The following is a 26,429-nucleotide window of genomic DNA, read 5'->3' as shown; positions in this document are numbered from 1 at the left end:
TTCCGGTGGGGGCGAAGCACCCGGGACGGCGCGCGCACCGGAATGCCGCGCCGCCTGTGGCCGCGAAGTCATTGCCTTCGGCGTCGGCCCGTGATGCAACCCCAAGCTTGTCGTCAGCCACATCCGGCACCTGAAGCCGTCTGGCCCCCGAGGCGCGCTCACGTTCCCAGCGCCGCACGATCGAGGTTCGTCCGAGTGCCGACCCTGTTCCGTTTCCTCGCCACCCTCGCCATCCTGGCCGGGCTCGCCTTCGCGGGGATGTTCGCGCTGGCGACCTTCGTGGTGCCGACGCCGCGCGAGATGAGCGTGACCATCCCCGCCTCGAAGCTCCAGCCGCCGAACCGGTGACGCGGGCACCGACCCCTCCTCCGAACCGGGCCGCCAAGATTCCTGCGGCCGAGATGCCTGCGGGCGAGATCCCCGCGGGCGAAATGTCCGCGGGCGACGTCCTGATCCGCGACTACCTCGATATGCTCGCCGCCGAGCGGGGCGCGGCCGCCAACACCCTCGCGGCCTACCGGCGCGACCTCGCCGACTACCTCTCCGCCCTGGCGCGGGGCGGGCACGACCCCGTCGCGATGGAGGCGGCTCCCGTGCGGGCCTACCTCGCCGACCTCGAGACGCGCGGCCTCTCGGCCGCCTCGGCGGCCCGACGCCTGTCCTGCATCCGGGGCTTCCACCGCTTCCTCTACGCCGAGGGCCTGGCCGAGGACGATCCCAGCGCCCCGATCGGCGGCCCGCGCCGGGTCCGGGCCCTGCCCAAGGTGCTCACGGTGGCGGAGGTCGACCGGCTGCTGGCGGTGGCGCGCCAAGGGGCGACCGGCCGAGGGACGACAGAAGATGGCGCGGCCGGTGATGGGGCGGCGGCGCGTGCGCGGGGCACGCGCCTGCTCTGCCTGATCGAGCTCCTCTACGCGACGGGCCTGCGCGTCTCGGAACTCGTCGCCCTGCCCCGGGCGGCGGCCTCCACGAAGGAGCGCTACCTGGTGGTCAAGGGCAAGGGCGGACGCGAGCGGCTGGTGCCCCTCACGGAGATCGCCCGGAGCGCCATGCGCGACCACCTCGCCCACCTGCGCGCCGACGGCCCCTGGCTGTTCCCCGCCGACAGCGAGAGCGGGCACCTGACCCGGCAGTCGTTCGCCCGTGATCTGAAGACGGTGGCGGCGGCGGCCGGCCTCCGGGCGGACCGGGTCAGCCCGCACGTGCTGCGCCACGCCTTCGCGAGCCACCTCCTGCAGAACGGCGCGGACCTGCGCATCGTCCAGGAGCTTCTCGGCCACGCCGACATCTCGACGACGCAGATCTACACCCACGTCCTCGACGAGCGCCTGAAGAGCATGGTCCGCGACCTGCATCCGCTGATGGACGCGTGAGACCCGGCGGCGGCACGGGGCCGTCGCCGGACATCCCCCCAGGCCTGGCTGACGACCCGGAAGGGCGCCTCAGCCCTCCGCCTCCTCATGCAGGGTGTCCTCGATATAAAGCTGCGCCAGCAGCACCTTGGCCACCGCCATCAGCGGCAGAGCCAGGGCGATGCCCCAGAGGCCGAAGATCACGCCGAGCACGAGCTGCCCGGCGAAGATCGTGGCCGGGGGGATGTCGAGGGCCTGCTTCTGGATGAAGGGCGTCAGCACGTAGCTCTCCAGGGTCTGCACCGCCAGGTAGACGCCGAGGGCCCCGAGGAGCGCGGTGGTTCCCGAGGCCAGGGAGGCCAGCAGGATCACGACGCCGGCGATGAGCGGTCCGATGGTCGGGATGAAGGCGAGCAGCCCGGCCTGGAGGCCGAGGATGAGGGCGCCGCCGATGCCCAGGAAGGCGAGGCCCGCCCAGGTACAGACGAAGATCACCGCCATGGTGATGAGCTGGCCGAACAGCCAGTGGCGCAAGGTCTCGCCCATGCCGTCGAGGAGGGCGGTGGCGCGGTCCCGGTGCGCCGGCGGCACGAAGCGCACGAGTCCGTCCCGGTAGGCGCCCGGATCCGCCGCCACCGAGAGGCCGAGGAAGATGATGACGAGGGCGTTGCCCAGCGCGCTGAACAGGCCGATCACCACGGTGGCCGCCGGCCCGAGCACGCTGCCGGCATCCGACAGCAGCGAGCCGGGGCTCTTCATCGCCCCCGAGGCGAGGCCCGCGAGGCCGCCCGACTTCTGGCCGGAGGCCACGGAATCGTCGTTGCGCTGAGGGCCCGAATCCCCTCCGCCGCCGGATTTCGCATCACCGCCGCCGGGGGCGACGGCCTTGCTCTCGCTGTCCTTGCTCTCGCCGCCCTTGTTTTCACCGCTCTTGTTTTCGCCGCCCTTGCCCGGGGCGATCTCGGGCACGTCGATGCCGTAATCCTTCAGCCGGTCGCGCACGGTGCCGGCCTGGGACGCCACGGTCTGGCCGAGGTCCCGCCCCTGCTGCACGATCGTGGCGCCCCCGAAGGCGATGAGGGCGAGGGTCAGGCCGGCGAGCACGAGGCTGACGAGGCTGAGGCGCAGGCCCCGGCTTCCCGGCAGGACCTTGCCGAGAAGCCGCGTCAGGCCGTCGAGGAAGACACCGAGCAGGATGCCTGCGAAGACGAGGAGCAGTGTCGAGGCCGCCATCCAGGCGAGCGCCAGGACGGCGATGAAGGCCACGACGGCGATGCCGGAGACGGCGAGGGACCAGCGGCGCGGGCGCGGGCCGGCGGGCTCCTCGCTGAGGAAGGGAATGGCCATGAACGGTGTGAGCTCCTGGCATGCCGGGTCTGGCACGCGGATTTCGGACGGGTCTCCGGGCAGGCCCGGCCGCGCTGCGCCCGGCCCATCCTGCGGGGGGGGATGTCGCCAGCTCAGCTTGGGTTCCGCCGCTTGGTGCCGCGACCGGCCGGCATCCGCGCACCGCTAGCGCGGGGCGCCGGCTTCCTGATCCCAGCGCGCGGCGGCGTGGTCGTCGGCCTCCGTCGCCTCGACCCAGCCGCCCGTGGTGCCGTCGGCGAGGTGCTCGCGCTTCCAGAACGGGGCCCGCGTCTTGAGGTAATCCATCAGGAAACTCGCGGCCTCGAAGGCGGCGATCCGGTGGCTGGACGCGGTGACCACGAGGACGATGCCCTCCCCCGGGGCGACGAGGCCGTGGCGGTGGATCACGCACACGCCCTGGAGCGGCCAGCGCGCGCGCGCGGTCTCGACCACCCGGCCGATCTCCGCCTCGGCCATCCCGGGATAGTGCTCGAGTTCCAGTCCCGTGAGGCGACCGCCCTCGTCGCGGCACAGGCCCGTGAAGGTGACGATGGCTCCGGCGCTGCCGCCGAGATCGCGGGTGAGCCGGGCGATCTCGGCGCTCGCGTCGAAGGGTGCGCTCTGGATGCTGACATCGGACATGGGCTTCCCCGGGCTGGTCTCGGAACGGCGGGTGGGAACAGAGCGGGTGGGTACAAGGAGAGTGAAGAAGGGAGGTGGAAACAGGCGGTCGAAACCAGGGGTCGGGAACCGGGGCTTGGGCGGACCGCGTTCGGGCGGTACACCCTTGACGAGGCCCGGCGAACCTGCCCTCACGGGCACGGGCGCTCTATGCCCCCGAACGCCCGGCGACACCACCGGGATGCGAAGGACATTTTCGCTGTGACCCCAGAGCTGATCCTGCCCCATGACGGCGTCCTGCCGGTGTTCTCGGCCCGTCCGGTCTGGTGCGGCCGCGCGAGCACGGTGATCGGCGACGCCACCCTCGGCGCCCAGGCCTGGCTCGGCGACCACAGCGTGATCCGCGCCGACGGCGACCGGATCGTCATCGGCGAGCGCTTCTGGCTCGGCCACCGCTCCACCGTCCACATCGCCACCAACACCTATCCGACCCTGATCGGCGACCGGGTGACGGTGGGCCGCAATGCCGTGGTGCATGCCTGCACCGTCGGCTCGGACGTGGTGATCGAGGACGACGCCATCGTGCTCGACGGGGCGAGCGTGGAGAGTGGCGTGCTGATCGAGGCGGGGGCCACCGTCTTCCCGCGGGCGCACCTCGCCGCCGGCTTCGCCTATGCGGGCAGCCCCGCCAAGCCGGTGCGGGCGATCAGCCTGCCGGAGATCGCCGAGCAGGCGGAGCGCCTGCGCGAGGCCTCCGGCGACCTGCCGGCCCCGCCGGCCGCCGATGAGCCGGAACACGATCCCAGCGTCTACGTCGCCCGCACCGCGCGCCTGCGCGGCCGGATCGCCCTCGGGGCCGGCTCCACGGTGCTGTTCTCCTGCGACCTCCACGCCGAGGTCGGTCCCATCGTGGTCGGAGCCAACACCAACATCCAGGACAACACGGTCATCCGGACCCGGGGCGAGGGCGTCGTCCTGGGACGCGACACCACGGTCGGGCACAATGTCCGCCTGTCCGACTGCCGAATCGGCGCGCGCGGCCTCATCGGCATCGGCTGCGTCGTCGCCCCCGGCACCGTGATCGCCGACGACGTGCTGCTGGCCGCCGGCGCCACCACCGACCCGGGCCAGCTCCTGGAGGGCGGCCATCTCTGGGGCGGGCGCCCGGCCCGCATCCTCGGGCCCCTCGATGCCGAGAAGCGCGCCATGATGGCCCGGGTGGTCGAGGGCTATGTGGCCCACGGCGTGGCCTATCGGCAGGCGGAAGCGGCGCTGCCGTAGCCCCTCCAGGCCGAGAAGATCGGCACGGTGGCAGGTATTGCCGCGCTGCTCAGGCCGCAGCGACAAGATCGGCGACCGGTCTCATCCCTGCATCACATGGAAAATGGGTACAGGGACGCATCGAAGTTTTTGGGAACGCCTTGCACCGAGCCGACGTTGTTCGGCCCCAGTTGCAGTGGTGCAAGGAGTTCTTCATGAAAGCCGTCACGCTCGCCCTCGTCAGCACGTTCGCCCTGACCACGATCGCTTTCGCTGCCGGCAGTGGTCCGGGATCCGCGAACAACGCACCGGGACAGGAGATGCAGCAGAACGGGTCTCAGTACGGCTCCCCCGGTGCCTCGGGTTACGCGCCCGGCCAGGAAAAGGGCGGGACCACGGGCTCGACCGGCCACTCGGGCATGGGGTCCCATGAAACCGGGGCCGGCACCGCGTCGGGCAGCACCGGCATGAAGTCCGGCGCCGGCAGCCGCTGACTCTGAAATCGGGAAGGGCCCGGAACGCGCCCCTTCTCGTGTCCTGGCGATCGTGGGCACCGCTCAGGCGGCGCGCACGGTGGCCAGGAAGCGCTGGACCTCGGCGCTGAGGTGCTCGGACTGGCGCGAGAACTCGGAGGCGGCGCCCAGCACCTGGGCGGCGGCCGCGCCGGTCTCTTCGGCCGCGCCCGCCACGCCCGCGATGTTGGCCGTCACCGCCCCCGTGCCCATCGCCGCCTGCGCCACGTTGCGCACGATCTCCTGGGTGGCCGCCCCCTGCTCCTCCACCGCCGCCGAGATCGAGGTGGCGACACCGCTGATCTCGCGGATGCGCGCCGCGATCCCGTCGATGCACGATCTCCTGGGTGGCCGCCCCCTGCTCCTCCACCGCCGCCGAGATCGAGGTGGCGACACCGCTGATCTCGCGGATGCGCGCCGCGATCCCGTCGATGGCCGCCACCGCCTGGCCCGTCGAGCCCTGGATCTGGCTGATGTGCTCGCCGATCTCCTGCGTGGCCCGCGCCGTCTGGTTGGCCAGCTCCTTGACCTCGGCGGCCACCACCGCGAAGCCTCGGCCCGCCTCGCCGGCCCGCGCCGCCTCGATGGTGGCGTTCAGCGCCAGCAGGTTGGTCTGCCCGGCGATCGAGGTGATCATCGTGACCACGTCGCCGATGCGCGCCACGGCCGTGTTCAGGGTCTGCACGAAGGTGGCGGTCTGAGCGGCCTCGGCCACGGCGGTCTGGGCCATGGCGGCCGAGCTGCCGACCTGGCGGCCGATCTCCTGCACCGAGGAGCCGAGYTCCTCGGCCGCGGCCGCCACGGTGTTGACGTTGGAAGCGGCTTCTTCCGCCGCGGCAGCGACACTGGTCGTCTGGTTGGCGGTCTGGGTGGCGGTGCTCTGGGCGGTGGCCTGCAGCTCGGTGGCCGAACTCGTCACCATGCCGAKGATGCCGCCCACCGCCCCTTCGAAGCTGTCGGCCATCGCCCGCATCGCTGCCTGGCGCTGCGCCTCCGCCCCCGCCCGCGCCTGGACCGTGTCCTCCTCCAGGGCCCGCATTCTGATCAGACCGTCCTTGAACACCTGGACGGCGTCCGCGATGGTGCCGATCTCGGTCCGGGCGCCCTGGTGCGGGATGGTCACGGAGAGGTCGCCGCCCGCCAGCGCCTGCATGGGCCGGACCACGGCGCGAATGCCGTGCGTGACGCCGTGGATGATGAGCGTTGCAGAGACGGTGGAGATGAGGAGACACAGTGCTATGGCAATGAGCCCCCAGGTATGGGTCGTCTCGAAGACGGTCTTGCTCTCGGCCTGAGCTGCACTGGCGCCCTCGTTGTTCATGGCAATGAGCTTGTCGAGGGCTGCGGAGGCTGCACGGCGGGGGATGATGCCCTGACTTTCATAGAGCGCGTAGGCCTGAGCCTTCTGACCGGCACGCGAAAGCTGAAGAATGGACTGGCGCACGCTCTCGAAATTCCGGGCTTCACGCGTGAACGTTTCGTAGAGCGCACGCTCGTCAGACGTGTCGATCATCGGCTCGAAGGCGGACTTCTTCTCGTCGAGCTTTTTGCCAAAGCGCTCCATGTCGGTCTCGATGCTTGCGACGAGTGCCGGGTCGACGGCTTGCGTGTGACGCAGGACGAGAGCGCTGGTCCGTGCAGTGAGCGTATCAATCTCGCCGAGGAGGCGCATGCTCGGCAGCCAGTTGGTTTCGATGTTGAGCGCCTGCTGCCGCATGCGGTGCGTGCCAATCACCCCCAGCAATCCTAACCCGACAGCAAGCAGTGTCAGCAGCGAGAAAGCGGCGATCAGCTTGGCGCGGATAGACAGGTTTCTGACAGACACGATGAGTTCCCGACGCTACCGAGCGGAGAAGTCCGATGCAGTGGCAGCGCAGCATCACGGGAAAGTGTTAAGCGGATACTCTCTGGTGTCCCAAATACCAGCCAGCGCCTTCAGCCTCGACACGCGGGAAGGCGCACTCTCGCTGGCCGATCTTGCTTTCGTCTGAGTCCGGCGGCCGCCTGAGGACACCGCAGCGCATCGGGATAGGCACCGCAACGTGAAAGCGTAAGAGCTCTAGCCCATTGCCTATAACAAATAAAATTGCTGCGAACCATGTAATGGCAATTATTCATAACTTTATATTTTCAATAAATTCATATTCGATTATAGTCCGTCATATTTTTCCGACGAGATCTCCAAAGTGTATCAATTCGTTTCGATGGCGCGACCCTTCTCATGGAGAGCCATGACCGCCACTCTCAATCTGTTGGGCAAGATGTCGTGTAAATCCACCGGAAACAACCGATTCAGCGTTCCACAAAGACCGAATATTTTCAGTTCCGCCCGTGCCGGAACGCCCGCACGGGACTGGTTGCAGGACCACATATCCATCTGACTAAGAACCACCCCAACCATGCACTGGAATAGTTAATTGAAAATAATTAAACGCAGACAAGCATGATCTGTAAAATCTAAGGATATCCCCAAAGGGCGACGCGGCGCCCGCTCCCCAAGTCTAGGATTGCTCGCCCGAAACCCTTCCAACGGCATTGCAATGCTTGCACGAGAAACCACCGGATCGGCGACAACGCGGCCGATGGGACCCATGTCTTCATTCGGGCTGGGCAGGGGCGGGAACCGGTCGCTTTCCAAAGGACCCCGGTCGTGACACTCACACCCCATGAGCAGCTTGAACACACTGATCGGGACGGTCGCCCTCCGACGTCCATCAACAATCACCGACTACGGTGTCACGCTGCTGCTGGTGGGCGCCATGACATTCATTCGGTTCCTGGCTCCAGCCTATGTCGCCCCTTTCCTTCTATACATTCCGGTCCTCCTGGTCGTGAGCTTGGCTTTCGGCTGGCGCGCAGGAGCGCTGGCACTGTTCTTATCGACCCTGATTGCGACGTGGTTCTACACGCGGGATGGAGTCCTCGGAGGCGTGGATGTCGCCCTGCTGGGGCAATACCTCCTGGTCGGCGCGACCATGGTGTGGATCTGCCATGCCCTGCGACGGTCCGTGGCGCAGAACGAAGCCACGCTGGAGCGGCTCAACACTGCGAACCACGTTCTCGTCGACAGAGAGGCGGCGTTGACCAGCGCCAATGCCGCCGCAGAAGCCGCCAAGGAGGCGGCCGAGCTGGCCAACACGGCGAAGAGCGATTTCCTGGCGAACATGAGCCATGAACTCCGCACCCCTCTGTCCGCCATCATCGGCTACAGCGAGATGATGGGAGAGGAGATCTCCGATGGCTGCGCGGCGTCGGACCTCGTGGCGGATATCGGCAAGGTCGAGCGCAACGCCCGTCACCTGCTTGGGCTCATCAACGACGTGCTGGACCTCTCCAAGGTCGAGAGCGGCAAGATGGAGGTCTACGCCGAGGATTTCGCGGTGGGGGACATGCTGCGCGACGTTGCGGGTTCGGTCGCGACGCTGGTCAACAAGAAGGGCAACGCCCTGGAGACGAAGCTCGCGCCTGGGCTGGGCCGAATGCATTCCGACCTGACCAAGACCCGGCAGGTGCTCTTCAACTTTCTGAGCAACGCGGCCAAGTTCACGGAAAGCGGGACCATCACCCTGGCGGCCTCCCGCATGACCGACGCCTCGGGGGTCGACCGGCTTTCGTTCTCGGTCTCGGATTCCGGGATCGGGATGACGGCCGAACAGGTGTCGCGCCTATTCCGGCGTTTCGAGCAAGCCGATGCGTCCACGACGCGCAACTTCGGGGGGACCGGGCTTGGCCTCTCGCTGACCCGTGCCTTCGCCGACATGCTCGCGGGAACCATCACGGTGTCCAGCGTCCCAGGCCGAGGCAGCACCTTTACCTTCACCGTGCCGGCGACGTTCGTTCCTCCGGTCGACGCGCAAGCCTTGCCCGATCCGGACGTCATCGCCGCCGACGTGGCGGAAGGCGATGTCATCCTCGTCATCGACGACGATAGCGACCAGCTCGCCCTCACCACGCGGTTCCTGCATCGCGAGGGATTTAAGGTCCAGACGGCCACGAACGGCAGGAGCGGGCTCGAGATCGCCCGACGGTTGCGGCCACGGGCCATCCTGTTGGACGTGATGATGCCGGGCGTGGACGGTTGGTCGGTGCTGAGCCAGATCAAGGCGGACGAAATGCTGGCGCAGATCCCGGTCGTGATGGTGACGTCCGTCGACCAGCGCAATCTCGCGGCCTCCCTCGGCGCTTCGGACTACATGCTGAAGCCGGTCGACTGGACGCGGTTCGGCAAGATCGTGAACCAGTTCAGGCTGGCGGAGCCGGACCGGCGCGGCACCGTGCTTCTGGTCGAGGACGAGGCCGTCACGCGCCTGGCGATGCGCGCCAGCTTGGAGGACGAAGGCTGGTCGGTCTTGGAGGCCTCGAATGGTAAGGAGGGCCTGCAGCAGGCGACGGAGACCAGGCCGGACGTCGTGATCGTCGACCTGAACATGCCGATCATGGACGGCTTCGGCTTCCTGCAAGGCGTTCGCGCCATTCCCGGCTGCTCGGATATCCCGGTGATCGTCCTGACAGGGCGAGAATTCTCGGCGGATGACCGGAGCAAGCTTCGCGGCGCGAGTCAGATCCTCAATCGCGGCGACTTCGCCTCGGCAAGTTTGGCCGAAAGGCTGATCGGTCTCAGAACCTGAGAAGGGTTGGAGCCGGCTCGGCGTCCGCTTTGGAGCTTTGGTTCTGCGAGCCGGAACCGCGAGGTTAGAATGACGGCGGCCATAGGCCGCCGGAAAGCGAGATCCGGGACGGTGCCGGGCGCGGGTGGGCGGTTACCCAAGGAGGCGTGCGGCTGGAGGTGGTTGGAGGCGCTCTGCCGGACCCCGATGAGGATCTGCGCCGCCTTCAGCGGTTAGACGATCTCTTGGCGGAGGCACTCGTCTCTGGGCTTGCCATCGAAGCTCGCACAGTCGGCGGCCTCCCGTGGCGAGCCTGGGCCAATGCTTAGCTCAGGCATACCAGCGCCGACGCTGATGCTCGGACTGAGCGTGGCTCCTGCGACTGCGTTCGTAGAGGGCCGTGAGGTTCTTCGTGGCGGTGTACGCCGTGTCCTGATTCGGTGCCCGGCGGCCAGGACGAGGCGGGGGGCAGAACCTGCCCGAGGATATCGTCCGCGTCGATTGTGACGCTGATGAAGCGCCCTGCCCCACCGGGATCGAGGACGCGCTGTCGCATTTGGCAGCGGCAGACTGCCGGAGGCTGGACGACTTAAAATTGCTTTGTTTTCCTCATTCGAGGGCTAGCGTCACTTAAACCAGAAATTGCAGGACTGAATCACGCTACGGCGGACCTGACATTTTCGTATAGTGCCTGTATTTTACTATCTTGTATTGATCAATATTATTGGTTTTATCTTGACGTATCCGGATCCTCGGATGTCGTCATATAAAGGTCTCGTTAGGAAATCCGTGAAAACATAACATCGATCAATAACCGCTGTGCATGACGGATGCCTTCTCATGCGTTTTGAATACAATTTCCAGGCGTGGATTGGGCGTGCTTTGCGTGCTCAGGCAGGAAGCGCTGCTGTTGAATTCGCCCTGGTCGTTCCCGCCCTCTTGGCGCTCTTTGCGGGTATCGTGGCATTCGGGATCTATCTCGGGGCCTCGCACAACCTGAAGCATATCGCGTCGGAGGCGGCCCGGGCTTCGATCGCCGGCGTGAGCGATCAGGAGCGCGCCGCTCTCGCCCGGCAGAGAGTGGCGGCGGCCCTGACGGAGGGGGCCATGTTCAAGCCCGGCACCGTGATGGTGACGGTTGGCCCGAACCCCCAGGATGCTTCCCTCTTCACCGTGACCCTGACGTTCGATGCGAAGTCGCTCGGGTTCTCGGGGCTCTCCGGCTTGATCCCACTCCCGCCAGACCTCATCCAGAGCACGGTCAGCGTGCGCCGGGGCGGCCTGTGATCGGCCGTTTCGCGCCCGACGCGCGTGGGGCTGTCGCGGTCTTCACCGCGCTGGCCTTCACCACACTCCTCGCGGCGACGGCCGTTGGGGTGGATTACGGCTCCATGGTCGTCGCCCGGCGCAAGGCGCAAGGGGCGGTCGACCTGGCCGCCACCCTGGCGGCCTCCGATCCGCAGCGGGCCGACCTGCTGGCGCGCCAATCGCTCGCCGACAATGGCTTCGGGGCCGCTGCGGTGATCACGGTCCAGCCGGGTGTGTATGTGGGCGATTCCAAGGTTCCAGTGGCGGATCGCTTCGTCGCCAACGCCGCCTCGCCCAGTGCCGTCCGGGTCGATCTTCGGACGCAGACGCCGACCTTCTTCGCTCCGGCTCTCGGCTTCAAGCGCGACGTGCAGATCGATGTGCGTGGGACCGCCGCTTCGGCGCGGTTCGCCTCCTTCAGCATCGGCTCCGGGCTGCTTCGTCTGGATGCCGGGGTGCTCAACGGCGTTCTCGGCGCGTTGCTGGGGAAGCCGCTCAACCTGTCGGTCGGGGATTACGAGGCGCTGGCGGCGGCCCAGGTCGACGGCTTCCGCGTGCTCGATACCCTCCAGCCCGGCCTCAATCTCAAAGTCGACAACTACAACGACGTCGTCGCCGCGAACGCGACGCTGGGACAGGTGCTCTCGGCGCTCCAGTCGGTCGCGGCCACGACCGCAGGCAACGCTGCGGCAACAGCCGCCCTCGGGCAGTTGAACAACGTCGTTCGAGGTGCCGGCGGATCCGTCCGCCTCGGGCGAATCATCGATCTCGGAGATGCCGCGAACCTCGCGCCGAGTACAGGGGTCAAGGGTCCATCGATCGGCCTGATGGATACCCTTTCGGCCGCCATCCTGGTGGCGAACGGCGATCGCCAGGTCTCCGCGGATCTCGGCGCGAGCATACCGGGCTTGCTGCGGACCCAGGTCACGCTGGGGATCGGCGAGAAGCGCCAGAGCTCCGGCTACGTCCAGCCCGGCAGTTCGAAGGCCACGGTGCAGACGGCGCAGACCCGCCTCCTCATCGAGGCCAGCCTGGCCCTGCCGCTCAATCTCGGCCTCCTCCAACTGCCTCTCTACGTGCAGGTCGCCAAGGCGCAGGGGCGGCTGCGCTCGGTGACCTGCCCCTGGTCGGACCGGCAGAGCCGACAGGTCGTCCTGGAAGCCCAGACCGGCGTCGCAGACCTCGCGGTGGCCGACATCCCCAAGGCGCTCCTCGACCCCAATGCGCGCGTGCCCGACCTCAATCAGCCGGCGACGCTCCTGCGGGTCGCTCCCGCCCTGACGGTGACCGGCCAGAGCCGCGTCACGGTCGGAAATGCCTACACGCAGCTCGTAACGTTCAGTGACGACGACATCACCCGCCACACCGTGCGGACAGTGTCCTCAGGCGGGTCCTTCCAATCCCTCACCGGCCGTCTGATCAACGATCTCGACCTTCAGGTGAACGGTCTCGGCGTCCTGGCGCCCGGGGTGATCAAGAGCACGGTCGCCACGGGTCTCGCGGCGGTGACGCCCGCGCTGGACAAGGTCTTGGACAACACGCTCCGGGTCCTCGGCATCCGCCTGGGCTACGCCGACCTCACCGTGGAAGGCACACGCTGCGACCAGGCCGTGCTCGTCCAGTGAGTGTCCCGCTCGTCTTGGGCTGTAAAAACCTGACGCAAAAGATCATGGATTACGACCTGTTGGAGACATACAGAGTCTCGGCGGATCTTCGTGATCGTTCGCTCGAATTCAGTGCAGAGATTTTTGCGGCCGAAATTCGGGGAGCTGTGCGCGCCAGCGATAGCCTTGGTGCTATCGAGCGTCCCAGGGGACTTGCTGAAGCCGCGGCATCATACTTCGCGTCTGAAAGAGCGGGCGACTCGTGGACCTCATCCTGCCCCCACGGGTGATCCACCCACTCGTCCGCGTCCGGACCGGTGTTCGCAACGGTCGGATCGCCGCCGCCGACGCTTGCCCCATTCGGCGTCGTACGGGTCCAGGCATGTCCGATAGTGAGGATGCTGGTCCTATGAATCAGGGGGCAAGCGCAGCGTTCGACGCCACGATCACGATGGTCAAGGCGGAGGACGCGTTTGCGGACAGGCCTGCTCGGCTCCCTTCCTCGATGGGAGAACGTTGCCGAACCTGCGGATCATCCGATGCCGGGCGGTCAGAACGCCAGCTTCATTCCCGCGATGATGGTACGGGGCGCTCCGGCGAACACTGACCCCGTGGTTCCTGCGAGGACGCTCGCACCGTTCTGTAGGCCCGTGGTCGCGCTGATGGAATTCGCGAGGTTCTGTGCCGAAGCGACGTAGACGGTATCGAAGACGTTGCGCACCTCGGCATAGGCGGTGAAGCGCTTGGCATAGCCGCTCGTGAGCTCCGTGGCGTAATGGATGTTGGCGTTGACGATCGTATAGCCCGGCGCCCTGAGTTGGTTGGCGTTGTCGATGAAGAAGTCGTCTTGGAACACGGTCTCGACGAACGCTCCGAGGCCGGCGAGCGGTCCGGCCGGGACATCGTATCCGATGCGGGCGAGCAATTGGTTGGCCGGGACACCGGGGATCGTTTTGCCGGAGCGGTCGAATTGGCGGCTGAGAGAACCGGCGCTCAGCCGTTCGACGTAGCGCGTGTAGATCTGGTCGTCGAACGTGTAGGCGGCGACCGCGCGCCACCCGGGTGCGAACGCCCAATCGGCCGCCACTTCGATGCCGCGATGCTCGGAGGCCGGCGCGTTGAAGGTGTAGCTCATCAGGCCGGCGCCGGGAGATTGCGACACGAGCTCGTTCCGGAAGAACTCGTAGAAGCCGGTCACGCTGAGGCGCAGGGTCTCGCTCGGGCTCCAGTCGACGCCAAGGTCGAAGCCGAGGTTTTCCTGCGTGCGAAGTTGGATGTTGTTGCCGGGGAGGCCGGCTGCGGTGATGAAGAGATTGCTCGCGGCCGGGGTCGTGTAGCCGGTCGCGACCCGGCCCCGAACCGCCCATTCCGGGGTCGGCCGATAGACCAGGGCGAGTTCGGGCGCGACGTTAAGGAAGCTGCGGTTGGCATCGGCGACGGTCGTGGTCACGCCTGAGGCCGAATAGGCGTAGGCGACGTTGCGTCCCGTGATCGCGGTGTTCTCCGCGCTGACGCCGACGACGCCGGTCCATTGGTCGGAGAGCGCCACCTCGGTACGGGCCCGCCCGCCGAGGTTGGATTGGACGGCCTCTTGGTTCCCGATGAGCGCGCCGAGCAGCGGACCACCGCCGGGCGCGCGATTGAAGGTCGTGATGTGGTTGTCGATGGTGTTGTAGGCCAGCGCCACGTAGCCCACCGCGGGCAGCCCGAACAGATCGTAGCGCCGGGTCAGGTCCGTGAGGAAGTTCCAGGATGGATAGGAGCCGCGCGAGGAGGTCGTATAGAAGGGCTGGTTGAAGTTGCGCTCGTCGAAGCCGAGCTGGGTGCGCCAGGTCGTCTGCGCGTCGAGGTCGTGCTCCCAGCGCAGGGCGACGATGGTGCGCCGGTCGTCGCGCCCGAACCCTGCCTCATCGGCGGTGACGCCCACCGTCCGGCCGAAGGCCCCGTTGGCGAACAGGTTCGTCAGGGTACACCCCGGCGCCGCCAGCGCCGCCGTGCCGCAACCGCGCTGGTAGGGATTGATCTGATACTGGTTCAGGGAGGACCGGGCCGGCAGATTCGCACTGAGCGTGTTGTTGATCACCTTCAGGGTGAAGCGGTTGTCCGGCGTCGGCGTGTAGCTGGCCAGCAGGTTGACCGTCTGCGTGTCGTAGGAACCGTGATCCTGGTAGCCGTTGGCACGGACATCGCTCGCGAACAGGCTGATCTCGACGGGGCCGCTGACGCCGCCGACCGTGAAGTAATTGCTGAGGTAGCCGAAGCTGCCCGCATCGGTGCCGATCTCGAAGCCGTCGATCTCGCGGCCCGTCCGGGTGCGGAAGGCGAGCGCGCCGCCGGTGGCGTAGTTGCCGAAGAGATCTCGAAGCCGTCGATCTCGCGGCCCGTCCGGGTGCGGAAGGCGAGCGCGCCGCCGGTGGCGTAGTTGCCGAAGAGCGCTGATTGCGGACCGCGGAACACGTCGATGCGGCTGTAGGCGCGCGGATCGACGAGGTCGAAGCGTGAGGCGCCGTCCGGCTGGGTCAGGATGAAGCCGTCCTCCAGCACGACCGTATTCTTGATCACGCCGGTGGAGCGGGCATTGTTACCCCGGATGGAGATCACCACGTCGCGCCCGCCATTGCCCTGGCGCACGGTCACGCCGGGGCTGTTGGCCAGAACCGACCCGATGCTGGTGGCCGGACGGTTCTCGATGATGCCGTCTCGCCCGAGGCTGGTGACGACCTCGCCGACGGGGCGGTCGATGGGTGTCGGTGCGGCGGCGGCGGCGGCGGGCGAGAGGGCAGTCCGACCCCGCCCCTGTCCGGCGCCACCGCCCTGGCCCTCGACGGAGAGCTCTTCCAGGGTCACGACCTGACCGGCGGTCTGGGCCTGCGCCATCGCGATCGCGAGCGGGCTTGCGCCGAGAAGGATCGCCAGGGCGCGCATGGGCCGGCGGGCGCTTGGGTACGGGAACATGGGGAAAGCTCGACGGATCGGGGAGGACGCTGCGCAGGCACGCTGCGATGAGGAAGGGTGGTTCGGCGATCAGACGAGGTAAGGCGGAGCCCGGGGCTGCCCCAGGCAACGGGACGGAGGCCGTGCGCGTGTGGGAGGGGGGATCGGCCACGATACCGGATGCCAGTGCACGCTCCGTATGGCGGCCGGGCCCGATGGCAGCGTGGGGAGGGCGACCCCTGCACAGCACAACTGGCACAGGGCGCATCCCGGGTGTGCCGGGGCGGGCACCCCCACGTTCGAACGGACCTCCTCGCCCCCATCGACCGCAGGGCCGCAGAGAATGGGATTGCGCAGCGGATCGGACATCGCCGCGAGCATGCGCAGGGCCGCCGCCGGCGCGAGCACCTGTGTCCAGAGCGCGAGCGCGATCAGGACGACGCCGAGGATGCCGCGGCGGCCGATCAGCAGGGGAAGGATGGGGTGCACGGGAACGCCGCCCGTTTCGGCTGCCTCAGGTCCTCGCCTGGGTTCGCAGCGCCTGCAGGCCGAGGTCGAGCAGCAGCATGCCGAGGATGACGAGCCCGGTCAGGGGGAACAGGGCCCCGAGGACGAGGACGATCAGGGTCACGCCGGCCGCGACACGCCGGTCGCGTGGCCACGGTGGTACGCCGAGGCGACCGGCGGGGCGCCGCTTCCACCACATCGTCGCGGCGGTCACGGCGAGCAGGATGGTCGCCAGGCAGAAGGCCAGCATCGCGAACTGATTGGCTCGACCCCAGTGCTCGCCCTTGTGGAGGCCGATGCCGTACTGGATGGCGCGGGCGACCCCGCCAAGGTCCGCGAACCGGACGTCGACCAGCGGCGTGCCGGTGTACTGGTCGAGGGAGATCATCCGCTGCCCCGTCACGTCCTTCGGGTAGGCGGCCGCGGCGTAGACGCCGGTCTCCCCCGACGGCAGGGAGACCTCGAAGCCGCGCGGCATCCCGAGGGCTCGCAGGATGTCGACGGCGCGCGCGAGCCCGATGGTGGGGGTGGCGGCCGGCTGCGAGGTCGGAAGCGGAGCGTCCTCCATGGCCCATCCGGTGGTAGTGAGCATCTCCCGCATGGGCACGGTCGACACGGGCTTGTTGGCCCAGAGGGCGCTGGGCTGCCCGACGCCGGCCGCGTTGGACCAGTTGCGCAGGTGCTGGCCCCACCAGGCCGACCAGGGCAGCCCGGTCAGGGCGAGGAAGAAGATTCCGGCCCCGGCGACCAGACCGGTGACGGCGTGCAGGTCGCGCCACCACACGCGCCTGCGCGGCGTGCCGCGGAGGCGCACGACCCCGCCGCCCTGCTGGCGCGGCCACCAGAGATAGAAGCCCGTCAGAACCAGGATGATCGTGAACCCGGCCACGACCTCGATGAGTCCGTTGGCCACCAGTCCGAAGTAGGCGAGGCTGTGCAGGCCTCGCACCACCATCATGAACTCGTCGTCCCGGGCGACCCGGTCCAGCACCGAGCCGTCGTATGGGTTGAGATAGACCAGGATCCTGCGGGATCCCTCGGCCATCGTCACGACCGCGGAGGCGGACGGATCGGCGGGCACGGTCAACGAGACCGGTACGGCGGTCGGCACGGCCTCGGAGGCGTTGAACAGCAGGACGTCCACACCCACGGGCGGGCTCGCCTGCACGGCGACCCTTGTCCGGTACGCGAACAGGGTCGCGTTGACCTCGTCCTTGAACAGGTAGAGCGAGCCGGTGACCGAGAGCAGGATCAGGACGGGCAGGCAGAGCAGGCCGGCGTAGAAGTGCCAGCGCCAGACGGCGCGATAGACGGCATCCTGCATCGGGCGGGCAGAAACGACGGCGCGGAAGGCCGTCGCGTCACCCTGGAGGGACTGAGACATGGTTGGGGGTCCGGCACGGAGCGATCTGGGACAAACGGATCGATCAGGCGGTCGGCGGACCTCGGGGACTGACGGATTGATCGGGCGGCGCCCGTGCGGTTCCCGGGTCTCCGGTCCGCCAGGCGCGGAGCACCGCATCACCGGGCGACCAGCGCACAGCGATGAAGGCGAGGACCAGAACGGGCACCATGACGGCTTGCACCAGGGTGCAGCACGAATGCCGACAGGGCAGTGCCGCGTCCGCCGGAGCGTCCGTTCCGGCGTGTTCGGCACAGATGATGGTGTTCAAGCTCAGCTGGGGCACGGGCGCCATGGAGCCCAGCAACGCCTGCAGGCAAAGCGCGTAGAGGACGGTCAGGGCGATGACCGCACGGCAGAATCCCCAATCTGGCCGCCAAGCACGCATGACAGCCGCGTAAGCCGTGGTTCCACGCTTCGTCAACATGGCAAAGTCATCTCACAGACTTTCACCCGGCATGTGACCTAGAACCGCCCCGCCAGGGTCAGGCGCACCGCCGTCGGCTCGACGGGGTGGAAGTGCCGGTCCGCGACGCCGTCCGCCGCCTCGCCGGGCAAACGGGAGGTGTAGAAGTAGGTGATCTGATCGGCCTGGGCGTTGGTCAGGTTCAACACGTCGAGGGACAGGCTGATTCCGTTGTCGAAGTTGTAGCCGACCCGCCCGTTGACCAGCGCCGTCGGGCGCGAGCGCACCGAATTGTCCTCGATCAGCGGCCGCGGCCCGAAGTAGCGCAGGCGCATCGCTCCGAACCAGCCCGGCCCCTCGCCGAAGGTGAACCCGGCCGAGGCGATGGTGGTGGGCGCCTCCGGGACTCGGTTGCCGACGGGGTCGCGGTCCGCGAAGCGGGCATTCGTCACCGTCAGGTCCCCCTCCAGGGAGAGCCAGGGCGTCACCGCGTAGCGGTTGGTCCATTCGACGCCGAAGCGGCGGGTGGGACGGCTCGGCTCGGTGGTGCCGCTGTCGCCCTGGAACAGGTTCTCGGAGGCGAAGTCGAGCTGGAACAGCGTCACCGCCGTCTCCAGCCCGGCGAGGCTGCGGTTGCGCAGGCCGATCTCCGAGCCCGTCGAGGGCACGAGGAAGGGCGAGCGGCTGATGTTGAAGAGCGGGCTCGCCGGATCCACCGTGGCGGTGACGCCGCGGGCATCGTTCGAGTGGAAGCCGCCCCCGTAGTTCACGAACACCTCGGTGTCGAACCAGGGTCCCAGCACGAGGCCGAGCTTCGGGTTGACGATCCCGTCCCGGGCCGTGCCGGAATTGGCCGGCGTGTCCGAGCGGACATCGGCGGAGAACCCGTCGGCGCGCACGCCGACGCTGGTGCGCAGCCAGTCGGTCCAGCGCATCCGGCTCTCGACGTAGAGGGCCGCGCTCGCCTCCAGCACCCGGTCATCGAGCACGGTCGAGCGGGTTTGCCGCGCCGTGGTGTTGAACAGGCCGACCCGGATGGCGTCGGTGCGGGTCTGGAGGCCGATCTCGTTCTCCACGGCCAAGCCGAACAGGGTGCCCTCGACGGTGTGGCTGACCTCGCCGCCGCCGAGCACCCGGCTGTCGCGCTGGCGGAACTGGTCGCCGTTCACCGGATCGTTGAGGAAGTAGGTGAAGTCGTTGAACAGGTTCATGCCGTAGCGGATGACGTAGCCGCTCGCCCGGGTGATGCCGGCGTCGCTCGTCCGGCTCCAGCGGCCTGAGAGGGAGAAGCGGCCGGTGTCGCCACCGTCCGTGGGATTCAGGGAGCCGAAGCGGCCGATGATCCCCTCCGCCACGGCGCGCTCCGGGATCTGGTTGGTGGCGTTCCACTTGGCCCAGTAGGCCATGCCCGTCAGCGCGAAGCCGTCGAGGGCCGTGCCCTGGCTGTAGCGGACGACGGCGTTCAGCTTGGCGAGGCGGTCGGGCACGTCCCAGGGGCCGTCATAGGTCTGGGCCTCGCCGGCCACGAGCAGGTGGCCTTCGCCGAGGGGCGCGGAGGCGATGCTGAGGGCGCGCTTGTAGCCGAAGCTGCCGAGCGACGTCAGCGCGAGGTTGCGCGCGACCGTGTCGAGATAGTCGATCCGCACCGAGCCGGCAGAGGCGAAGTCGCCGTCGCGGACGAAGTAGGGTCCCTTGTGGAATTCGACCGCGCCGACGAGTTCCGGGATCAGGAAATTCAGGTCGGCATAGCCCTGGCCGTGGGCGTGGGTGCGCATGTTCACCGGCATGCCGTCCACGTGAAGCGCGATGTCGGTGCCGTGGTCGAGGTTGAACCCGCGCAGGAAGAACTGGTTGGCCTTCCCCTCCCCGGAATGCTGGGTGACGATGAGGCCGGGCACGCTCTCGAGCGCCTCGCCGGGCCGGGTGATCGGCCGGCCGTTGAGTGCCGCCCCCGAGATCACGCCGGCGCTCGCCGCATCGACGCTGCGGAGGCCGCCGCCGATGCCGGTGACGCCGCCGACGAATCCCGCATGGGCGGCCGGCCCGCGGCCACCGCTGGCCGGGGCCTCGGCGGTCACGGACAATTCGGCGAGGTCCGCCTGCGCAGTCTCGGCGAACGCGTCCGGAATCCCGGCGCCGTAGGGCAGGAAACCGGCGCAGGCGCCGAGGAGCCAGGATCGGGCGGTGGGCCGTGAACGGGGAAACGAGCGAAAACGGGAGGACGACATGGGACCTCGGGCGACGTCTGTGGCACGTCACCGCGAACGAGGCCGGCCCGGATGCCGCACGGCATCCGCCCCGACACCCACCAGGACACCCCGCCCGATGCGTTTCGCGTGTGACCACGACTGACGGCAGGTCTCCTGGCTCGCGGGTCACCGCCCTCTCATCGTCTTCCCAGATGTCGAGACACCCAGTGACGTGCTGATGAGGAACTCGCCGCTTACAGTTGCGGGGGCAGCCGCGGCGTTGGAGCAAAACTCCTCACCGCGTTCCCTTTTGATCCTCCGGGGAGGAACCGTCCGACGCCAGGAAGCCCGACACGCGGTGACGGCGTCAATGGCCGCGCGGGGTTTTCGGGCCGGTGTGCCCGGCAGGCGACAGGCGTCGGGCGTCAGGGTCGGTCATCCGGTTTCCGCGCCGGCGCGCGCCGGTGGCCCGTGCCGGCCAGGACCGCGCCACCGGCCGCGAGGCCGAGGAGGATCCATTTCAGGGGAAGGCGCTCCGCGCCCTCGCTGCGCTGGGGCGCGGTCACCATGTGGCCCGGCGGAAGCTCCACGCCGGGCTTGCCGTAGGCCTGCGCGTCGGCGATCTGCTCGGCCGACACGGCCCATTCGGCGCCCACCTGCCGGTCATGCGCCATCACCGCGAGGCCGACCGCGAGGCCGACGGCCGCCGCCGCGAAGATCCTCACCGGCGTCCGCATCTCCCACGCTCCCGTCTTCCCCGCTTTCCAGCGGCCGATCCGGCCCGAGGGTTAGGCGATCGACCCGCCCTCCGCCAGGGACCGGGGCCGAAGAGGAGGGTCCCGATTTTCCGCATTGCGGCCTGGAACGGTTTTAACCCGGTCTTCATCGGCTCTGCAAAAAACGCATGGGACCCCTAACGGCATGACTGGCCTGCGTTTTCGCGCGATTGAGCGCGCGCTGTGCATCGCGATATCGCTGGGGCGAGACTGCTCCGCTTCGCGGCCGATCGTCGGCCATGCGAGCCCTGCCCCTCAGGACCCCGTCATGGATCATCCGGTCGCGACCCCGAAGCGCTCCTCCGCGGCTGGCGGCTGGGGGGCCCTGAAAAGTTGCGGCAAGCACCTGCTGGGAAGCCGAGCGCCCCTGTCGGGTGCGCGCGCCATGCTGAAGGCCAACCAGCCCGACGGCTTCGACTGCCCCGGCTGCGCCTGGGGCGATCCGGCGCACGGGTCCTCGTTCGAGTTCTGCGAGAACGGCGTGAAGGCGGTGTCCTGGGAGGCCACCGACAAGCGCACGCCGCCGAAGTTCTTCGCCAAGCACACCGTGAGCGCGCTGCGCGGCTGGACCGACTACGCCCTGGAGGGCGAGGGCCGCCTGACGCATCCGATGCGCTACGACGCGGCCAGCGACCGCTACGTCGCCACGACCTGGGACGCCGCCTTCGCGGAAATCGGCGCCACCCTGCGCGGGCTCGACCACCCGGACCAGGCCGAGTTCTACACCTCGGGCCGCGCCTCGAACGAAGCCGCCTACGTCTACCAGCTCTTCGCCCGGCACTACGGCACCAACAACTTCCCCGACTGCTCCAACATGTGCCACGAGGCCAGCGGCATCGCCCTCCAGGCGGCCATCGGCGTCGGCAAAGGCACCGTGCTGCTGGAGGATTTCGAGAAAGCCGACGCGATCTTCGTCGTCGGGCAGAACCCCGGCACCAACCATCCGCGCATGCTCGGCGACCTGCGGCGGGCGGCCCAGCGCGGCGCGAAGGTCGTGGTGTTCAATCCCGTGCGTGAGCGCGGGCTGGAGCGCTTCGCCGACCCGCAGAACACCGTGGAGATGCTGCGCGGCGCCAGCGCGCCGGTGGCGAGCCACTACTACCAGCCACGCCTCGGCGGCGACATGGCGGCGTTCCGGGGCATCGCCAAGGCGGTGTTCGCGGCCGACGATGCGGCCCTGGCCGTCGGCCAGCCGTCGCTGCTCGACCGGACCTTCCTGCGCAACCACACCGCGGACTACGAGGCCTACCGGGCCACCGTGGACGCCACCCCCTGGGAATCCATCGAGGACCAGTCCGGCCTGGCCCGGGCCGACCTCGAGGTCGCGGCCGGGGTCTATCTCGCCGCCGACAAGGTGATCTGCACCTGGGCCATGGGCGTGACCCAGCACCGCCACTCGGTGGCTACCGTCCGGGAACTCGCCAACGTGATGCTGCTGCGCGGCCATGTCGGTCGCCCCGGCACCGGCCTGTGCCCAGTACGCGGCCATTCCAACGTGCAGGGCGACCGCACCGTCGGCATCAACGAGAAGCCGCCGGCCGCCCTCCTCGACGCCCTGGAGCGGGAATTCGGCTTCACCGCCCCGCGCGCGCACGGCCACAACGTGCTCGCCGCCATCCGGGCCATGCTCGACGGCTCGTCGAAGGCCTTCATCGGCCTCGGGGGCAACTTCGCCCGCGCCACGCCGGACACCACCCTTGTGGCCAAGGCCCTGGCCTCCTGCGAACTCACCGTCCACATCGCGACGAAGCTCAACCACTCGCACCTCGTGCCGGGCCGCGTCGCCTACCTGCTGCCCTGCCTCGGCCGCACCGAGATCGACCGGAACGCGAAGGGCAAGACCCAGATCGTCACGGTCGAGGATTCCATGAGCATGGTCCACGGCTCGGGCGGCATCAACAAGCCGGCCTCGGCCGAGCTGCGCTCCGAGATCGGCATCATCGCCGGCATGGCGGCGGCGACGGTCGGTTCCGCGCGGGTCGACTGGGCGGCCCTCGCCGACGATTACGACCGCATCCGCGACCTGATCGAGCGTACGATCCCGGGCTTCACCGGCTACAACCTGCGCGTCCGGCGCCCGCGCGGCTTCATGCTGAAGAACCTCGCCGCCGAGCGCAGCTTCGAGACGCCCACCGGCCGGGCCAACTTCTCCGCCGATCCCCTGCCCGAGGCGACGGAGCACCAGCGGGCGAAGCGCGCGAGCGACACCTTCGTGCTCCAGACCTTCCGCAGCCACGACCAGTACAACACCACGATCTACGGCCTCGACGACCGCTACCGCGGCGTCTACGGCGAGCGCCGCGTGGTCTTCGCACACCCGGACGACCTGGCCGAGATCCGGGCCCGAACGGGCGACCGGGTCGACATCGTCGGCACCCATGACGACGGCGTGACCCGGGTGGCCGAGGATTTCCGCCTCGTGCCCTTCGACATGCCGCGCGGATCGCTCGCCGGCTACTACCCGGAGCTCAACGTCCTCGTGCCGCTCTCCACCTTCGGCGAGGGCAGTGACACGCCGACCTCGAAGTCGGTGCTGGTGCGCCTGCGCGCGCCGGCCGCCGCATGAGCGAACCGCCGGCCGACGCGGAGACCTTCCTGGCGGCCACCGACGCGGTGGTCGCCCTCCAGCCCGGACTCTCGACCCTGGAGGCCGGCATTCTCGCCGCCCTCCACCTCGACCTCGCCCGCGACAGCCGCAGCTTCGCCCGCGTCTTCGACCTGGAGCACGCCCTGGTGCTGCGCGCCGTCGAGACGCTGGCGAGCGAGGCGGGACTCCTCGCCCTGACCGACCGGAACGCGCGGACCCAGCGCACGCGCTACGTTGCCAGCCCGGCGGGGGATGCGGTGCTGGCGCAGCTGCATGGTTAGGTTGTTCGAGGGTCAGCGGACCGAGGGGGCGATCACCTCGGTGCAGTCACGGGCTTCCGTCCGGATACCCGTCTCGATGAACGGCGAGCGAAGAAGCTGCGCCTTCTCCTCATCGAGCAGAATCGCACGCGGATAGGTGATATAGCCCTGCATCATCAAGGCCTCGGCACGACACTGGGCAGTTTGGCAGGCTGGTGACCGGTCCGGATGCATCAATCCGATCGTGTGCAAAAACTCATGCCCGATACCGCCGATCCAGCGGCACCTTCCCGCAATTTCAGCTCCATTCGCCCTGTCGCAGGCAGGAACAATACGCTCGCCAGACAAGCCGCGAAGGTCGTTGGCCGAGACAACGGCGACGCCACTGCCACCAGCGCCGGATTGTCCGCAGGCATGGTCAGCATCGACGTAGACCAAAAAGCGTGAGGCGGGATCGTTGAACCGGACAACGCCCATACGCGCGAGTTCATCCACCGTATTGCGATAGAATGCGCTGTAGCCGGTGTGTCGGTCGGTGGAGCGAAAGCAAGCTGCGTTCTTCTCGGACCGGACGATGCGCACCGCCGGATCTGCAAGGCGAAAGGTCGGGCCCCTGAGCGCATCGCTCAGCCAAGCTTGAAAATGCCTGACTCCGAACTCGGCAGCACGCCGGTAACTCTCGGACTCCTGACGGTCGGCTGGCAGCAGATAGATGACCTGCACGCTCGGCGCCGCTCTCACGGCGCCGCCCGAGACGGCGGCGCCAATGAGGCCGAACACAACGAAGGCCGCTCGAAATCCACGCATCGTCATGGCGCCGAGCGTGGCAGCCATTCCTTACGAAGGACCTCCACATCAACCAGGCACTGCGATTCTTGCCCGCTCAGCGCTTGATCGCCACCGGGCCGTTCATGCCCGGCCAGTCCGAGTAGCCGTTGGCGCCGCCGCCGTACCAGTAGGACTTCGGGGCCTCGGCCAGGGGGGCACCGGTTTCGAGGCGCTGCACCAGATCCGGGTTGGCGATGTAGGGGCGGCCGAAGCTGAAGAGGTCGGCGCGGCCCTCCGCGAGGTCCTTCTCGGCCAGCTCCAGGGTGTACTGGTTGTTGCCGATATAGGCGCCCTGGAAGCGCTCGCGGATCTGGCCGAAATCGACCGAATCCGGCACGTCGCGGGTCTGCTGCGTCACGCCCTCGATGGTGTGGACGTAGAGCAGGCCGAAGGCGTTCAGGGCCTCCACGTAGGCGCCGAAGGTCGCCTTGGGGTCGCTGTCGAGGGGGGTCTTGCCGGGCTCGGTGGTGGCGGGCGACAGGCGGATGCCGACGCGGTGGCCCCCGCCCCAGACCTCGGTCACGGCCTTCACCACGGCCAGCGGGAAGCGCAGGCGGTTCTCGATCGAGCCGCCGTACTGGTCGGTGCGGTGGTTGGTGGAATCGCGCACGAACTGCTCGAGCAGGTAGTTGTTGGCCGAGTGGATCTCGACGCCGTCGAAGCCGGCGCGCTTGGCGTTCTCGGCGGCCCGGCGGTAATCCTCGACGATACCCGGGATCTCGTCCGTCTCCAGCGCCCGCGGCGTCACGTGCGGCTGCATGCCGGATTCCGTGAAGGCCGTGCCCTCGGGCTTGAGCGCCGAGGGGGCCACCGGCAGCTGTCCGTCCGGCTGCACATCGGGATGCGAGATCCGGCCCGTGTGCCAGAGCTGGAGGAAGATCAGGCCCCCATTGGCGTGCACGCCGGCGGTGACGGGCTTCCAGGCCTCGACCTGCGCGTCGCTCCAGATCCCCGGCGTGTAGGCGTAGCCCACCGCCTGGGGCGAGATGTTGGTGGCCTCGCTGATGATGAGGCCGGCATTGGCGCGCTGGGCGTAGTAATCCACCGCGAAGTCCGGCGGGACGCCCTCGGTGGAGGAGCGGCTGCGGGTGAGCGGCGCCATCACGACGCGGTTCTTCAGGGTGAGGTCGCCCAGGGTGAAGGGCTGAAGGATCGGGCTCATGCGGTCGGCTGTGTCCTGGATGGGGCCGGGCACGAAGCGGTGCCAGGCATCAGCCGGGACAAGCACCGGCGCCGAAGGGTGTTCCGCCCCGGGCTACGCTTCGGGAGCTGAGGCGATCAGCGCTCCACGGTCCCGCCATGCGCGCGCACCAGAGCGAGCGCGGTCTGGCCGAGAACGTGCGGCCGGACGGTCAGGCGGCTGAGCCCAACGCGATACTGATCCGACGACCGACGCCCGAGGAAGCGCTCGCTGCCCCGATCGAACAGGGGGCGAGGTTGGATGGGCGTGCGCAGGGTGAGACGAATACCGGTCTCGTTCCGGCTCGCCACGATCCGCACGGCAGCGATGTCGGTCCACGGAATGGTGAGACCGCCCCGTCGATCCGTGATGCCTTCGGCATCGAGGATCAGGGTCGGTCCGGCCCGGGTGAAATCTTCCAGACCGAACAGAGCGATCGGCATGAAAGCCAACAGCAGGAACGCCAGGGCGCACAGGACCAGCACCGATCCGCCGGGATCGGCTGCGACCGTCAAGGCGTGCCAGAGCAGCATCACGAACAACGCCAGGGTGGGCATCATGAAGCACCACGCGATGGCCGTGATCGCGACCTGCGCGAACGTGCGGGCCCCGGCTGTCAGCGGAAGCGATACCGAAATCGGCGGGATGTTGTAGGTCCGCGAGAAGGTGATCTCACCCGGGATCTCGATGTTCAACGAAGTCCGCCCGTCGTTGGCCGCGCCAGAGACGGGCGATCCGCAAATGGATGA

Annotated in this window: 19 protein-coding genes, 1 pseudogene and 1 riboswitch; of the genes and pseudogenes, 9 read left to right on the top strand and 11 right to left on the bottom strand. The window is 68.4% G+C overall.

Annotated features, from left to right (window positions below; translation table 11 throughout):
* Positions 1–195: 195 nt before the first annotated feature.
* Both ASG63_RS02030 and ASG63_RS02025 read left to right on the top strand, forming a co-directional pair.
* Positions 196–348 carry a hypothetical protein gene (locus ASG63_RS02030; protein WP_055946764.1) on the top strand — a complete coding sequence of 51 codons (153 nt, stop codon included), beginning with the start codon at positions 196–198 and terminating at the stop codon, positions 346–348.
* Positions 349–431: 83 nt separating this feature from the next.
* Positions 432–1,373 carry a site-specific tyrosine recombinase XerD gene (locus tag ASG63_RS02025; RefSeq protein ID WP_056211801.1) on the top strand — a complete coding sequence of 314 codons (942 nt, stop codon included), beginning with the start codon at positions 432–434 and terminating at the stop codon, positions 1,371–1,373.
* 69 nt (positions 1,374–1,442) lie between these two features.
* Here the strand turns inward: ASG63_RS02025 and ASG63_RS02020 are convergent, their stop codons facing one another.
* Entirely contained in the window at positions 1,443–2,699 is a 1,257-nt protein-coding gene (locus ASG63_RS02020) for an AI-2E family transporter (RefSeq protein WP_056211582.1), read from the bottom strand.
* A 165-nt stretch (positions 2,700–2,864) separates the two neighbouring features.
* Complete coding sequence (locus ASG63_RS02015; RefSeq protein WP_056211581.1) at positions 2,865–3,341, bottom strand: molybdenum cofactor biosynthesis protein MoaE; 477 nt, start codon at positions 3,339–3,341, stop codon at positions 2,865–2,867.
* A 240-nt stretch (positions 3,342–3,581) separates the two neighbouring features.
* Between ASG63_RS02015 and ASG63_RS02010 the strand changes: the two genes are divergently transcribed.
* Positions 3,582–4,601, top strand: coding sequence for a gamma carbonic anhydrase family protein (locus tag ASG63_RS02010; RefSeq protein WP_056211579.1), 1,020 nt, complete (start codon positions 3,582–3,584; stop codon positions 4,599–4,601).
* Positions 4,602–4,795: 194 nt separating this feature from the next.
* The gene (locus ASG63_RS02005) at positions 4,796–5,074 is read left to right on the top strand and encodes a hypothetical protein (protein ID WP_056211577.1); all 279 of its coding nucleotides are present in this window, start codon (positions 4,796–4,798) and stop codon (positions 5,072–5,074) included.
* Between the two features lie 63 nt (positions 5,075–5,137).
* Here ASG63_RS02005 and ASG63_RS02000 read toward each other — a convergent pair.
* Positions 5,138–6,917 (bottom strand): annotated as a pseudogene (locus ASG63_RS02000) (methyl-accepting chemotaxis protein).
* Between the two features lie 850 nt (positions 6,918–7,767).
* On the opposite strand from ASG63_RS02000, the gene ASG63_RS01995 reads away from it, so the two are divergent.
* The 3 genes from ASG63_RS01995 to ASG63_RS01985 all read left to right on the top strand — a co-directional run bounded on the left by ASG63_RS01995 (position 7,768) and on the right by ASG63_RS01985 (position 12,632).
* Entirely contained in the window at positions 7,768–9,720 is a 1,953-nt protein-coding gene (locus ASG63_RS01995; RefSeq protein ID WP_162248633.1) for an ATP-binding response regulator, read from the top strand.
* Positions 9,721–10,539: 819 nt separating this feature from the next.
* Positions 10,540–10,986 carry a TadE/TadG family type IV pilus assembly protein gene (locus tag ASG63_RS01990; protein ID WP_056211573.1) on the top strand — a complete coding sequence of 149 codons (447 nt, stop codon included), beginning with the start codon at positions 10,540–10,542 and terminating at the stop codon, positions 10,984–10,986.
* Positions 10,983–12,632, top strand: coding sequence for a TadG family pilus assembly protein (locus ASG63_RS01985; RefSeq protein WP_056211570.1), 1,650 nt, complete (start codon positions 10,983–10,985; stop codon positions 12,630–12,632). Before ASG63_RS01990 ends, ASG63_RS01985 begins: the two co-directional genes overlap by 4 nt.
* Positions 12,633–13,161: 529 nt before the next feature.
* On the opposite strand, the gene ASG63_RS26975 is transcribed toward ASG63_RS01985, so the two are convergent.
* The 5 genes from ASG63_RS26975 to ASG63_RS01960 all read right to left on the bottom strand — a co-directional run bounded on the left by ASG63_RS26975 (position 13,162) and on the right by ASG63_RS01960 (position 20,786).
* On the bottom strand, positions 13,162–14,694 hold the full coding sequence (locus ASG63_RS26975; RefSeq protein WP_443189763.1) for a TonB-dependent receptor domain-containing protein: 1,533 nt from the start codon (positions 14,692–14,694) through the stop codon (positions 13,162–13,164).
* Between the two features lie 2 nt (positions 14,695–14,696).
* Complete coding sequence (locus tag ASG63_RS26970; protein ID WP_443189762.1) at positions 14,697–15,566, bottom strand: TonB-dependent receptor plug domain-containing protein; 870 nt, start codon at positions 15,564–15,566, stop codon at positions 14,697–14,699.
* Between the two features lie 493 nt (positions 15,567–16,059).
* The gene (locus tag ASG63_RS01975; protein ID WP_056211569.1) at positions 16,060–17,436 is read right to left on the bottom strand and encodes a PepSY-associated TM helix domain-containing protein; all 1,377 of its coding nucleotides are present in this window, start codon (positions 17,434–17,436) and stop codon (positions 16,060–16,062) included.
* Between the two features lie 483 nt (positions 17,437–17,919).
* Positions 17,920–20,088 (bottom strand): TonB-dependent receptor, encoded by a 2,169-nt coding sequence (locus tag ASG63_RS01965; RefSeq protein ID WP_082559138.1) that lies wholly within the window; start codon positions 20,086–20,088, stop codon positions 17,920–17,922.
* A gap of 108 nt (positions 20,089–20,196) precedes the next feature.
* A riboswitch (cobalamin riboswitch) is annotated at positions 20,197–20,398 on the bottom strand.
* Between the two features lie 76 nt (positions 20,399–20,474).
* Positions 20,475–20,786 (bottom strand): hypothetical protein, encoded by a 312-nt coding sequence (locus ASG63_RS01960; RefSeq protein ID WP_056211564.1) that lies wholly within the window; start codon positions 20,784–20,786, stop codon positions 20,475–20,477.
* 307 nt (positions 20,787–21,093) lie between these two features.
* Here ASG63_RS01960 and ASG63_RS01955 point away from each other — a divergent pair, with 307 nt between their 5' ends.
* Together ASG63_RS01955 and ASG63_RS01950 are read left to right on the top strand one after the other, a co-directional pair.
* On the top strand, positions 21,094–23,391 hold the full coding sequence (locus tag ASG63_RS01955; RefSeq protein WP_056211563.1) for an FdhF/YdeP family oxidoreductase: 2,298 nt from the start codon (positions 21,094–21,096) through the stop codon (positions 23,389–23,391).
* Positions 23,388–23,693: a hypothetical protein gene (locus ASG63_RS01950; protein ID WP_056211561.1), complete on the top strand. Its 306-nt coding sequence runs from the start codon at positions 23,388–23,390 to the stop codon at positions 23,691–23,693. Before ASG63_RS01955 ends, ASG63_RS01950 begins: the two co-directional genes overlap by 4 nt.
* Before the next feature lie 12 nt (positions 23,694–23,705).
* On the opposite strand, the gene ASG63_RS01945 is transcribed toward ASG63_RS01950, so the two are convergent.
* The 3 genes from ASG63_RS01945 to ASG63_RS01935 all read right to left on the bottom strand — a co-directional run bounded on the left by ASG63_RS01945 (position 23,706) and on the right by ASG63_RS01935 (position 26,375).
* Positions 23,706–24,506 carry a hypothetical protein gene (locus ASG63_RS01945; RefSeq protein ID WP_056211559.1) on the bottom strand — a complete coding sequence of 267 codons (801 nt, stop codon included), beginning with the start codon at positions 24,504–24,506 and terminating at the stop codon, positions 23,706–23,708.
* Positions 24,507–24,555: 49 nt separating this feature from the next.
* Complete coding sequence (locus tag ASG63_RS01940) at positions 24,556–25,662, bottom strand: alkene reductase (RefSeq protein ID WP_056211557.1); 1,107 nt, start codon at positions 25,660–25,662, stop codon at positions 24,556–24,558.
* A gap of 116 nt (positions 25,663–25,778) precedes the next feature.
* Positions 25,779–26,375: a hypothetical protein gene (locus tag ASG63_RS01935; protein ID WP_056211554.1), complete on the bottom strand. Its 597-nt coding sequence runs from the start codon at positions 26,373–26,375 to the stop codon at positions 25,779–25,781.
* Between the last annotated feature and the right edge of the window lie 54 nt (positions 26,376–26,429).

This window comes from Methylobacterium sp. Leaf94 (genome assembly GCF_001426045.1).
In the GTDB taxonomy this organism is placed as follows: Bacteria; Pseudomonadota; Alphaproteobacteria; order Rhizobiales; family Beijerinckiaceae; genus Methylobacterium.
The sequence above is the reverse complement of the archived record's forward strand: the minus strand, read 5'-3'. Positions and strand labels throughout refer to the sequence as shown.